Source organism: Clostridium sp. CX1, assembly GCF_025398335.1.
Lineage (GTDB): Bacteria > Bacillota > Clostridia > Clostridiales > Clostridiaceae > Clostridium_AM > Clostridium_AM tanneri.
Genome location: NZ_JAODOO010000008.1, coordinates 118,181 through 131,065 on the forward strand (window position 1 = coordinate 118,181; position 12,885 = coordinate 131,065).

General features: G+C 32.6%; 12 protein-coding genes and 1 riboswitch. Of the genes, 4 read left to right on the forward strand and 8 right to left on the reverse strand.

Annotated features, from left to right (window positions below; translation table 11 throughout):
* Positions 1-13: 13 nt before the first annotated feature.
* Both N4T77_RS10805 and N4T77_RS10810 read right to left on the reverse strand, forming a co-directional pair.
* Positions 14-463: a PadR family transcriptional regulator gene (locus tag N4T77_RS10805; RefSeq protein WP_261671803.1), complete on the reverse strand. Its 450-nt coding sequence runs from the start codon at positions 461-463 to the stop codon at positions 14-16.
* Between the two features lie 6 nt (positions 464-469).
* Positions 470-1,321, reverse strand: coding sequence for a DegV family protein (locus tag N4T77_RS10810; protein ID WP_261671804.1), 852 nt, complete (start codon positions 1,319-1,321; stop codon positions 470-472).
* A 232-nt stretch (positions 1,322-1,553) separates the two neighbouring features.
* A riboswitch (purine riboswitch) is annotated at positions 1,554-1,653 on the forward strand.
* Between the two features lie 63 nt (positions 1,654-1,716).
* On the opposite strand from N4T77_RS10810, the gene N4T77_RS10815 reads away from it, so the two are divergent.
* On the forward strand, positions 1,717-3,150 hold the full coding sequence (locus tag N4T77_RS10815) for an NCS2 family permease (protein WP_261671805.1): 1,434 nt from the start codon (positions 1,717-1,719) through the stop codon (positions 3,148-3,150).
* Positions 3,151-3,213: 63 nt separating this feature from the next.
* On the opposite strand, the gene N4T77_RS10820 is transcribed toward N4T77_RS10815, so the two are convergent.
* From N4T77_RS10820 to N4T77_RS10840, 5 genes are all read right to left on the reverse strand, one after another.
* Positions 3,214-3,669 carry a CBS domain-containing protein gene (locus N4T77_RS10820; protein ID WP_261671806.1) on the reverse strand — a complete coding sequence of 152 codons (456 nt, stop codon included), beginning with the start codon at positions 3,667-3,669 and terminating at the stop codon, positions 3,214-3,216.
* A gap of 274 nt (positions 3,670-3,943) precedes the next feature.
* Complete coding sequence (locus N4T77_RS10825; protein ID WP_261671807.1) at positions 3,944-4,714, reverse strand: hypothetical protein; 771 nt, start codon at positions 4,712-4,714, stop codon at positions 3,944-3,946.
* The gene (locus N4T77_RS10830; RefSeq protein WP_261671808.1) at positions 4,714-5,409 is read right to left on the reverse strand and encodes an ABC transporter ATP-binding protein; all 696 of its coding nucleotides are present in this window, start codon (positions 5,407-5,409) and stop codon (positions 4,714-4,716) included. Before N4T77_RS10830 ends, N4T77_RS10825 begins: the two co-directional genes overlap by 1 nt.
* Positions 5,410-5,778, reverse strand: a complete 369-nt coding sequence (locus N4T77_RS10835; RefSeq protein WP_261671809.1) for a GntR family transcriptional regulator — start codon at positions 5,776-5,778, stop codon at positions 5,410-5,412.
* 143 nt (positions 5,779-5,921) lie between these two features.
* A complete protein-coding gene (locus N4T77_RS10840; protein ID WP_261671810.1) occupies positions 5,922-7,916 on the reverse strand; it encodes a methyl-accepting chemotaxis protein in 1,995 nt (664 codons plus the stop codon).
* Positions 7,917-8,160: 244 nt separating this feature from the next.
* On the opposite strand from N4T77_RS10840, the gene amrA reads away from it, so the two are divergent.
* The 3 genes from amrA to safA all read left to right on the forward strand — a co-directional run bounded on the left by amrA (position 8,161) and on the right by safA (position 11,325).
* Positions 8,161-9,564, forward strand: coding sequence for an AmmeMemoRadiSam system protein A (amrA, locus tag N4T77_RS10845; protein WP_261671811.1), 1,404 nt, complete (start codon positions 8,161-8,163; stop codon positions 9,562-9,564).
* 35 nt (positions 9,565-9,599) lie between these two features.
* Positions 9,600-10,580, forward strand: a complete 981-nt coding sequence (gene amrS, locus N4T77_RS10850) for an AmmeMemoRadiSam system radical SAM enzyme (RefSeq protein ID WP_261671812.1) — start codon at positions 9,600-9,602, stop codon at positions 10,578-10,580.
* A gap of 127 nt (positions 10,581-10,707) precedes the next feature.
* Complete coding sequence (safA, locus tag N4T77_RS10855; RefSeq protein ID WP_396125114.1) at positions 10,708-11,325, forward strand: SafA/ExsA family spore coat assembly protein; 618 nt, start codon at positions 10,708-10,710, stop codon at positions 11,323-11,325.
* Positions 11,326-11,430: 105 nt separating this feature from the next.
* On the opposite strand, the gene N4T77_RS10860 is transcribed toward safA, so the two are convergent.
* Positions 11,431-12,702, reverse strand: coding sequence for a serine dehydratase subunit alpha family protein (locus N4T77_RS10860; RefSeq protein WP_261671813.1), 1,272 nt, complete (start codon positions 12,700-12,702; stop codon positions 11,431-11,433).
* Positions 12,703-12,885 lie beyond the last annotated feature (183 nt).

The following is a 12,885-nucleotide window of genomic DNA, read 5'->3' on the forward strand; positions in this document are numbered from 1 at the left end:
TAAATTCAACTCCCTAATCATATAAGTCCTTATATACTATTTTAAAAACCTCTAACGCCTCTTGTATCTTTCCTTTTAAAAGCTCTTTTCTTTCTTCTAATTCTTTAAGTCCTATTTCTGTAATGGTATATATCTTCTGCATCTTTTTGCTAGAATCATCCCATTTACCTACAACCATTTTTTCCTTTTCTAATTTTTTTAAAAGTGGATATATTCCTCCTGTACTGGGTATCCATCTTCCTTTAGTTCTTTCACCTATCTTATGGGCTATATCATTTCCATTTGTAGCTCCATTGCTTAATATATATAATACATAAAGAGGAAGCAGTCCTTTAGTAAAAACCTGACCTACTGCCTCCTTTTCCTTCTGAACCTTTTTTAATTCTGCTAACTTTCTTTTATATTCTTCGTATAATCGTTTTTCTTCTTCCCTTGTATCCCTACCCATATCTATCTTACTCATAAACCCCTATTCTTCCTCAAATAATACCACGCCTACCAGACCTGGGCCACTATGTACCCCTGCTACTGGGCTGATACACCCAATAAATTCCGCTTCTGTAACATTTGGGTGATTAGCTATATCTTTGAAAACTTTTTTAGAATCCTCCAGCGAATTACCATGCATAGCATAAAGCCTACATTTCTTTTTATCTGCAATTCCATTACAAATCTCAACGATTCTATTCAAGGATTGTTTTCGTCCCCTAACCTTATCATAAGTATAATACTTTCCATCCTTAATATCAACAGAAACAATAGGCTTTATATTTAGTAGTTCTCCTATAGTGCCTGAAACCTTTCCTATTCTTCCGCCCTTTTTTAAGTATTCCAATGTACCTACTACAAAAAATAAGTTAATTCTTTCTCTAATAGAAGGAATCCTAGAAACTATTTCCTCAAAACTTTCCCCCTGTTGTATAAGCTTTGCACATTCCTCTATTATTACCCCTTCTCCAATAGCAATTGATTTAGAGTCGAATATAAATGTTTTTATCTTTGAATGATTTTCACTTACTACCTTTAAACCATTGTATATTCCAGATAAACCTGTAGACAGCACCACCGCTATAGCATGAGTGTATCCCTGCTCTTCTAAAGAATTATACAAGCTTTCCATATCCTCCATAGAGGGCATTGAAGATGTAGGTATCTCTTTTTCTAAATCATCATATACTTCTTCCGGTGAAATATCAATTTGATCTCTATATTCTCTATCCTTATATATAATTCTAAAAGGAAGTATCTTCACATTATACTTCTCTATTTTCTCCTTTGATAAATTACTTGTAGTATCAGTAATTAAAGCAATTTTACTCACTTCTACTCCTCCTAACAATAACCTAAAAGTAAAATTTTTACTCTACTATTAATTATAACACCATATGTTTAATTATCAACATTGATACCTATCACTATTGATAATTATCCATCAAAACATCTTAGTTATACCTTTATATTATATGAAGCTTTAATAAGTGCAATTTTCATACAATTACATCTTTTTAATTGTTTATTGACTTTTATTATTCACGATGATAACATACTTATTAATATATTTAAAACAAGCCATCCATATATTTCTGATAATATGGTTCAGAAGTTTCTACGAGAAGCCGTAAATTTCTCACTATGGGTGAATCCGCATAAAATAATTCTGTTATCGGGTTTACTCATAATTCGATGGCAGAACTTTTTGTTTTATGGAGGATAAAAATGGATACATCATTTTCAAAAGAAACTAAGAAAGAAAAAAAATCAATATTTGAGTCATTTTTTCAATTGTCAGCTAATAAAACTAATGTTAAAACTGAGATCTTAGCAGGTTTTACTACTTTCGTAACCATGGCTTATGCCCTTCTTGTAATACCAAATGTTCTAAAATTTTCAGGTATGAATGCTGTCGGTGCAAAAGGAGATGCGGCTGCTAGTCTTACTGCTATAAATGACCCTGTTATTGCTTCAGCTTATGTAGGTATGTGCCTAACCTCAGCTATTGGTACTATAATTATGGCACTCTACGGTAACCTGCCTTTTGCAGTTGCACCAGGAATTGGACTTACAGCTTTCTTTTCCTACAGCGTATGTTTAACTTTAGGCTACACATGGCAACAAGCTTTAGCAGCAGTGTTTCTTTCAGGTATTTTATTTATACTTATAACAGTTACCTCTATCCGTGAAAAAATAGTGGACAGCCTACCAGAGAACTTAAAAATTGCTATAACTGGAGGTATAGGTCTTTTTATAGCTTTAATAGGTCTAAAAAGTGGAAGTATTATAGTCTCTAATCCATCTACACTAGTTGCTTTTGGAAACTTTTCAGACCCACACACTATACTTACCTTAATAGGTATTATAATTATGGGTATTTTAATGGCTAGAGCCGTTAAAGGTGCAATGCTTATCTCTATATGTGTAACTACTTTAATTGGTATACCTATGGGTATAACAAATATCTCTGGTTTAAAATTATTAAGTGCTCCAGCATCAATAGCACCAACTTTCATGGCCTTTGATTTTAATGGTTTGTTATCTCATAATGGTGCTGGTTTTATAGGAGCCTTGACTAGTATAGTAATGGTAGTTTTAACCTTTAGTCTTGTAGATTTATTTGATACTATAGGAACTTTGGTTGGAACGGCTCAAAAAGCGGACATGATTTTGCCAGATGGTAAGATAAAAAACATGAAAAAAGCTCTTTTATCCGATGCTTTAGCTACTACTATAAGTTCTTTATTCGGTACTACAACTACTGCAACTTATATTGAGTCTACTGCTGGTATAGCCGAAGGTGGAAGAACGGGCCTTACTTCACTAGTTACTGGAATTTTATTTGTATTAGCATTATTTTTAGGCGGAGTTGTTGGAATAGTTCCTGCAGAAGCAACTGCCCCTGCTTTAGTAATTGTGGGAGTTCTAATGCTTGGAGCAGTTAAAAATATCAACTTCGATGATTTCACAGAAGCAGTACCTGCTTTCTTTACAATAGCAATTATGCCTTTTAGCTATAGTATAGCAAATGGTATAGCAGCAGGAATAATATTCTATCCTATAATGAAGGTTTTCACAGGAAAGCATAAGGAAGTTCATCCTATTATTTATATACTTGCAGCATTATTTATAATTAGATTTGTATTATTGCCACAATAGCATATTAAAAGAAGAGAACTTAGATAACGCCTATCTAAGTTCTCTTCTTTTTTACTTTATAACTTAAATTATAGACTTGAAACAATGTCTAATAACATCTCCTCGACTAATGATTCCCACTAGCACTCCATCATGTTCTACAGGCAGTTTTTTAATATTCTTTTTTGCTAAAATGGCGGCAACATTTTCTATTTTCTCGTTTCTAGAAACCTTTACAACCTTCTTCTGAGCAATATCAAGAATATTTAAATCTAATATCTTTTTAACCCTATCCTCAAATTCTTCATCATCACCTCTAATAACGGCAACATAGTAAAAAAAATCAAAGACCAGATTTTCATGTTTTCCAATATACCTCATGATATCCCCATCACTTACATAAGCTACGATTTCATTTCTATCATTTACTATAGGAACACCACTGATACGATATTCAATAAATTTCTTGATAACAGAACGGACAGTATCCTTCTCTGTAACTTTATATACTTCCGTAATCATAATTTCATGAGCTTCCATAATAACCCTCCTACCATAAATAAATTAAATCAGCTAACTTTGTTATCCTTAAACTTAATAACTTCATTTATATACCTTTAACTAGTAATTATTATTACATAACTATATGTTTTAATTATACAACTTATTGTGAATACTTTTCAATAAAAAAGTTTAATCAATAAAATATAATCTAAAATAATTACTAAACATAATAATTCATAACTAACCTATAAAATAAAAGACACATTTTAGACATTTCCGCTAAAATGTGTCCCTCCATACTCTAGACTTACTAAAAGTCTACTTTCTTTTCTAAAATAAAAGCAGTTGCTATATACATAACCATAAAGAATAAAATATTAAAAGCTGCAGCAGCTATATTTACTGGTACCACCATGATACCCAGTCCAACCCCTAAGTTAAGCTCTCCCTGTGCTGTAAGTATATTTATATTAAAGACTTCTGGGAAAGTAACAGTTAACAATTGAGTTATTTTTCCTACTATTAAAGACAGCACTATGAATATTACAAACCCACCTAATTTACCCATTTTCTTATTTTTTATTGCAACTTTGCTTAAAGATATTGAAAAATATATACTTAATAGAAAATAAACATACTCTAGTATACTAATTATAGCTAAAAATATAAGGAAACCTATATTTACGTTATTCATCAAGTTGGGTAGACTACTAAAAAATTCTTTAAAATTAACAATATTTCTAAGATGTATTAAATTAAAAACCCCAGCTACTAAACCTACTATTGCAACTTGAATAATTGTGGTAACAAGCTTTGCTCCTAGTATAGAGTACCCACTTTGAGGCAAAGTAAATAGTAAATAACCACTGTCTTCATACATATCTCTGCTAAACAATTTTATATTCCACACAAAAACTACTATCATAGCAGCAAAAGTTATCAATGTTGAAAAAAAGAATTTACCCTGTGGCGGCCACTGGGCTACAGTAAAAAGAAATAAATTAGCAAGAGTTATTGCACTTAATATAATAATAAAGTCTTTATAATATCCCTTTAACTCATATTTAACCAGATTAAACATTACTTAAAAACCTCCCTGTATATTCCATCTATAGACATTCCCCTTTCATTTCTCAATTCTTCAGCATTGCCGCTGAGCACTATCTTACCTTGAGAAATAAAAGCAACGTCATCAAATAATCTTTCAACATCAGCGACTAAGTGAGTTGTAATAATCATGGAACTATCTTCACTATAGTTCTTTAATATAGCATCTAATATCTTTTCTCTGGTAGTAGGATCTACCCCTCCTAAAGGTTCATCTAGTATATATAACTTTGCTTTTCTTGAAAGCACTAAAGTAAGATATAACTTTTCTGCCATTCCCTTGGAAAGAGCATTAACCTTACTGTTAATATCTAAATTCATAAAGTCTAAAAGCTCTTTACTTTTGTTTTCATCAAAATCTCTATAGAAATCTTTAAAGAATTCTATAGCATCCTTTATCTTCATCCACCTGTATAAGTAATCCTTATCTGGTAAATAGGATACTATAGATTTTGTATATACCCCCGGTTTGTGACCATCTATAAGCATTTCTCCGTTACTCTGAGTTAAAAGTCCTGCAGCTATTTTTAAAAAGGTTGTTTTTCCACTTCCATTAGGTCCTAGTAACCCAACAATTCTTCCCTTTTTCACTTCTAAATCCAGCCCAGCTAAAGCTTTTTTATTAAAATATCCTTTTTCTAAATTGGAAGCTTTCAGCACAGTATCCATTTAAAACTCCTCCTTAACTTTGTCTTCAACAATTTTTACAATCTCTTCTTTATTGAACCCAAGATTCTTCATTCCTTCTATAAAACTATTTATAATCTCCCTAGCCATTTCCTTTTTTAACCCATCTATCATATTCATATCCTCCCTTACAAAAGTTCCCATTCCCCTTTGTGTATAGGTTATGCCTAACCTCTCTAACTCTTGATAAGCTCTCTGCAGTGTATTTGGATTTACCTGAAGCTCTGTTGCCATTTCTCTAACAGAAGGTATCTTATCACCGGGTTTTAGCTTACCAGTAACAATGTCTCTTTTTATTAAATTCATTATCTGCATATATATAGGTATTTTAGTATTAAAATCTACACCCACTATGCCACCTCCTTGTTCTTACAATAGGTATCTGTTGTTTTAGTGACCTAATTACATAGTACACCACTACATAGATACTGTCAATATATTTGTGAAAATTTAAAAAGCATCTACCTTACAAAGATAAATGCTTTTAATTATACTTAAATCTTAAATTTACTAACTAAGGTATATAGCTTGCCGGATAAATCCTCCAACTTTTCTGCAGCAGACACTATCTCTTGAAGACCTGCTGACTGCTCTTGAACAGATGCGTTAACCTCTTCTGTAACTGATGCAATTTCCTGAGATACTGAGGATACTTCCTCTATCTTTAGTGTAACAACTTCTTTAACCTTATTTATTTTATTTAAAGACGTACTAGTGCTTTCAACACTTAGTTCCAGTTTATCAATAGCTGCTGCAATATTCTCAAAGGCTTTATTAGTGGTAACTACACTTTTTCCTGTAGTTTCCTCCAATACCATAGCATATTCATTCTTAGATATAAGTTCTTTAATGCTCTCCTTTATTTCGTTGACCATATTGCTTATTTGAAAAGCAGAAACTGCAGACTGTTCTGCAAGTTTTCTAACCTCATCAGCAACTACCGCAAAACCTTTACCAGAATCCCCTGCTCTTGCTGCCTCTATACTAGCATTTAAAGCTAGAAGATTGGTTTGTTCTGTTATTGCAGTTATAGTTTCTGTTATTTGTCCTATTTTATCAGACTTTTCTGCAAGCTCCTTTACTTTATCTGAAACTTCCATGCTAGACTTAGAGGTAAGAGAAAACTTTTCACTTAACTCCTTAACTACATATATACCCTTTGAAGTAGAATCTTTAAGTTCTTTGGATATTTCAACCATGTTTTCCGCTAAGGATAAGGAACCTTTTACCTCACACCCTAGGTCATTAACTACTTCCTCTCCTTCGCTCATTGCTCCTGCTTGTTTACCTGTGCCAGCTGCGATTTCTTCTACTACTTTAGCAATATCATCTCCTGCCATATTAGATTGATTGGACACATCCTTTAATAAAATAGAGGAACTCTTTATATTTTCTGCAACTCCATGAACATTGCTAATGATTTCAGTCATCTGTTTTTGCACAGCATTTACACTGCTTGTAATTCTCTCTATTTCGTCTAAAGTAGTTTCTTCTGTAATACTTTCAGTGAAATCTCCATTTTTCATTTTATGTAGTATTTTTTCCACTTTACTTATAGCTTTTTCTATTTTTTTATAAAATATGTTTCCTAGTATTAGTGAAACTGCAATAGCTATAATACAAATTATTAAAATTATGTTTCTTCCCTTATTTACCTTACTTATTAATTCATCTTCAGGTATGAAGCCGGCGGCTATCCAACCAGTAGAAGTGTTCTTAGATGTATATATGAAGTGCTTTGTCCCATTAATCTCATCCTCATATATACTTTTTTTATTACTCACTATATTTTTTAGCCATGCTAAATCTTTTGGGCTTTTATATATTGTACTTTTATCCTTACTACCTATTACTATACCTTTCTTATCTACAAGAATAGCATATCCACTTTCACCTATCTTCTTTGAAGCTACTATATTAGATATTTCATCTAGTTTTATATCTATAGCAACTACCCCTGCTAATCCTCCTGTTTCTGGATCCTTAACTGCTTTGGCAAAAGTCACCATCATTCTTCCCTTTTCCAGTGAATCTTCATAAGGTTCAGTAACTATAACTTCCCCTATTTTATTTACAGCATCCTTATACCATGGTCTCTTTCTTGGATCATATCCCTCTGGCAATTCCTGCTTTGGAGCTATTAAAAACTTCCCTTCTACTGTTCCCATGTAGGCACCTGTTATTCCCTTATGGGATTTAACTAATCCATCCACAGAAGTTAAAAATCCTTCAGCATTCTCTGGGCTCTTCAGTATTGACTGTGCCTTAGGATCAATAGAGAGCATTTCTACAATTTGTACATTATTCTTGTATGTATTTTGTGCTGATGCTGTTATTTCACTTAAGCTGTCTCTAATTAAAATACCAAAATCATCTTTAAATATTTTAGTTTGAGATACATAAGTAAAAATTGCTGTTGCCAAAAGCGGTACTACTCCAGCTACACACAGCAATGTTATCAGAACCCTTTTCAAACTTTGTTTTCCCATAACAATTTAATCCCCCTTTAATGTTTAATTATAAATAATTACAATACCTTGCCCTTATAATTATTATATTACATATAATCTATTATTTGTATAATTAATTGTGCGACTTGACACAATTTTAACTTTATTCAGACTACTATTTTGTAAATTTCCTTAATAAATACTTGTTTTCAATTTATTTTTGCATTAAATATAAATATAGTGAAAAACTTTATTTATATTTATATTTTTTGGAGGTTTTTTTATGGGAAAAATAATTGGACACTTTATAATGCCTCATCCTCCTATAGTAGTATCTGAAGTAGGAAAAGGTGAGGAAAACCAAGCTCTATCCACTGTAAATGCCTGTTCAAAAGTTGCCGATGAGATACAATCCTTAGAACCAGATACAATAATTGTTATTACTCCACACGGCCCCCTTTTTAGAGACGCCATAGCTATTACAGACGGAACTTATATATCTGGTAACTTCGGTAATTTCAATGCACCAGAAGTACAATTAGACTTAAATATAAATGCTCCTCTTTCGGAAAGTATAGTAACCTATGCTTACGGTATGGGGGTTCCTATAGTCTCCATTACTGAGGAAGCTGCAGATAACTTTGATATAGACTATGAACTTGATCACGGTGCCATGGTACCCCTATATTTTATAAATAAAAAATATACCAATTATAAATTAGTCCACATAACCTACGGACTTTTATCAGAAGTAGAACTATATAGATTTGGGATAGCCATAAAGGAGGCAGTGAATCTGTCAAATAATAAAACTGTCATTATAGCCTCCGGTGATTTATCTCATAAAGTTACAGAAGCTGCACCTTATGGCTATAGTCCTCATGGCAAAGAATTTGATGAAAAAGTTATGAAGCACCTGGAAAATGGCGATGTGCTTAGCATATTTAAAATGGATAAAAATATGATTGAATGTGCCGGAGAGTGTGGCTTAAGATCCTTTCATATTTTGTTAGGTACCATGGACAGATACAAAATTAGAGGTGAACTCTTGTCCTACGAGGCACCTTTTGGAATTGGATATGGAGTAATGAGATTTGACACATCAGAAGGTGATAGAGAAGACTTACTGCAAAAAATTTCTGAGATTAGAAAGGAATCTTTGAAAAAAATAAGAGATAACGAGGATGAATACGTGAGACTTGCACGAGAAACCTTGGAGCACTACGTAAAAACCGATAATCTTATAAATATACCACCTTATGTTACAAAGGAAATGTTAAAAGAGGAAAGAGGGGTTTTTGTTTCACTAAAAAAAGATGGAGAGCTAAGAGGCTGTATAGGTACTATTTTTCCTGCCTATGATAATATAGCTGAAGAGATAATCCATAACGCAGTAGAAGCTGGCCAAAGGGACCCTAGATTTAATCCTGTTGAAGATGAAGAATTAGAGGATATTATTTATTCTGTAGATGTTCTAATGCCTGCTGAAAAGGCATCAAGAGAAACCTTAGACCCTAAGAAATATGGTGTAATTGTAAGAAGCGGAAGCAGAAGTGGGTTGCTTTTGCCAGACTTAAGTGGAGTTGATACTGTAGATGAGCAGATTGAAATCGCACTGAGAAAGGCAGGAATTAGAGAAGATGAACCCTACAGTATTGAAAGATTTGAAGTTGTAAGACATAGTTAATATAATCTTTTATATTCTATAAGGAGATTTATAAAATGAAGGAAGCGCTTTTTTATACAAAGGACCAATACGGGAAAATTTTATGCGAACTTTGTCCTCAGCGGTGTCATATTAAGGAAGGTGGTATAGGTTTTTGTGGAGCTAGAAAGGTGGAAGAAGGCACTTTATACAGTCTAAACTATGGTAATATAAGCTCTATTTCACTAGATCCTATAGAAAAAAAGCCTCTTTATCACTTTAAGCCTGGAAGCTTCATACTATCGGTAGGAAGTTTCGGTTGCAATTTTAGGTGCGGTTTTTGCCAAAACCATTCTATATCTCAAGTTAAACCAGACACACAATATGTAGAGCCTGATGAGCTAATTACTTTTGCTTTAAAACAAAAGGACAATATAGGAATAGCTTTTACTTATAACGAACCTTCTATTTGGTATGAATATATTTATGATATCTGCAAAAGGTCAGCTAATGAAAACTTAGATATGGTATTAGTAAGCAATGGATACATTAGTGAAAAACCCTTAGATAGTTTGTTACCATATATAAAGGCAGCAAATATTGATTTAAAAGCCTTTAATAATAAATTTTATAGGAGTATCTGTGCAGGAGATATGAAACCAGTCCTAAATAACATAGAAAGGATCCATAGTAAATGTCATTTAGAATTAACTACCCTGTTGGTAGAAGGTTATAATGATTCTGAAGAGGAGATAAGAGATCTATGTAAATGGATATCTAACTTAAATCCTAATATTCCACTACATTTATCAAGATATTTTCCTTCCTACAAGTTTGATGCTCCTGCTACTTCCATAGAAAAAATCACTTTTTGCAGAGATATAGCTAAGGAATACCTAAGCTTTGTTTATATTGGAAACGTTCCTGGAATGGATAGAAATACTTATTGCCCAAAATGTAGTAAATTATTAGTTAAACGTGATAATTTTGCTTCGCAAGTATATTTAGAAGACAATAACTGTAAAAACTGTGGTTTTAATCTCAACATAATAATATAGTTTTTAAGTTAATCACTATTAATTTTGAAAAAATATGCAACTTTTTAACGATTATTGTATTTATTACACTATATACTTAACATAAAACTAGTCCTACTTTCACAGAATAATAACTGAGGTGATTACATTGAATAAAAAAACTATTTTAGCAAGTACATTTTTATCCTTAATGTTGGTTAGCAGTAAAGTTCATGCACAGGCTACAGTTCATACAGTTGTTCCCGGCGACAGTATGTGGAAAATAGCTGTAAAATACGAGGTAGGTCTTAGCGAAATTATTGCTGCAAACCCTCAAATAAGCAATGCATCAGTAATTTATCCAGGACAAAAAATTAATATTCCAAACGTGGATGCTAAAACTACTGAAAGTAAAGTTATGCAGTTAGTTAACGCGGAAAGAGCAAGAGCTGGCCTACAGCCTCTTAAAGCTAACTGGGAACTTTCTAGAGTTGCCAGATATAAATCCCAAGATATGATAAATAAAGGCTACTTCTCCCATACTTCCCCAACCTATGGTTCTCCTTTTAAAATGATGGAATCCTTTGGCATAAGATTCTCATCTGCTGGTGAAAACATAGCTATGGGTCAAAGAACTCCTGAGGAGGTTATGAACTCTTGGATGAATTCTCCTGGACATAGGGCTAATATTTTAAGTCCGTCCTATAGCCAAATTGGAGTTGGGGTTGCTAAGGATGCTCAAGGAAGATTATACTGGACTCAAATGTTCATAAAACCACTTTATTAGAAATAAAACTCGGGAAGATATAATATAGATAGGAAAAGCACTATGAATATATCTAAATTCATAGTGCTTATTTTAGTATAAAAATTTAAATTTTTAATATAAATACTACTTGCAACCTTCCATCATTACATCTAAAATTATGTCATCTGTATTTGACATTCCCTCATTAGACACTCTTCCTAAGTTTTGTATGGTTTTTTCCACTGACTGGTCTAAAATACCATCTCCACTAGGAATAAAAATATTCTTATTTGCCATTTTAGCTGCATCTAAAGCTGCATTTACAGATATAGCAAGCTTGTAAGAGCATCCAATCTTTGCCCCATCACATATCATTCCACTAATTCCAGCAATCATATTTTTGATAGCTCCTTTAATTTGCTTAAGATCGCCTCCTAGAAGATAGGATAAACCAGCACTTGCACCTACCCCAGCTGCAACTCCGCATCCACATACTGGAGATAATGCTCCCGTATAGCTTTTTATATATATAGTAACTAAATGGCTTAAAGTTACACTTCTAATTATTTTCTCCTCGTCAACTTTTAATCCTTCACCAATAATTGCAATTGGTAGTACAGCAACTAAGCCATGATTTCCACTGCCTGCACTACTCATTACCGGTAATGGATGTCCAGACATTCTAGCTTCTGATGCAGCAGAGGTTATCGCTTTTGCATATTGCTCTATATCTTCTTTTTCATCTTTAAGCATATTGCCAAGTCCAATACCTAAGTTATATTTTATATCATCCTCCGCCATCCTCTTATTCATAACTATGCCTTCTTTTATAAATTCAATTTCACTATAATCAATAGTATCAACAAACTCCTTTAAGCCAGCAATAGTAAATTCTTTAATTCTTTCTCTTAATGAAGGCTTTGCTTTCTCTTCCTCTTCTTCTTGAGAAGAAATGCATTGTCCATTTTTCTCTAGAAGAACTATATTTAAGTGAGATTTTTTAATTACCACTCTTGAGCTATTGTTCTTACCTTTAGCTTCTACTTCAATATATAATCCATCTACATCCTTTTTCAAGGCTAAGTCAATTAGGTTTCTATCTATAAGTTTTAATGCTTCTGCTAGACTTTCATTTGTTACTTCTCTCAAAACCTCTAACTTATACTCTGACTTTCCAACAACTAATGCTAAAGCTGCTGCAACTACGATTCCTTTCTCCTTTGTTCCAGGTATTCCTACTTCCTTACCATTTTTTAAAATGTTACGATCAACATAGATTTGTAGTTTTTCAACATCTTCTCCTAATAATTCTTTAGCTTTAGCTGTAGCATATGCAACAGCAGTTGGCTCAGTGCAGCCAAGTGCTGGAACTACCTGATCTTTAAGAATACTAATTAATAGCTCATTATTTTTCATAGGTCTATCCCTCCCATATTTATCTACAATTAATACTAGCAATTACCATGCCAACTACCTCTAAATAATTAAAATACCCTATGCTATTTATTTATTTTTTTAAAATAGCTAATAATTAGCAGCAAATCTTTATTTATAAGTACATTAATTTACTCTCTTGTATAAAATAAAGGTCTAAATATG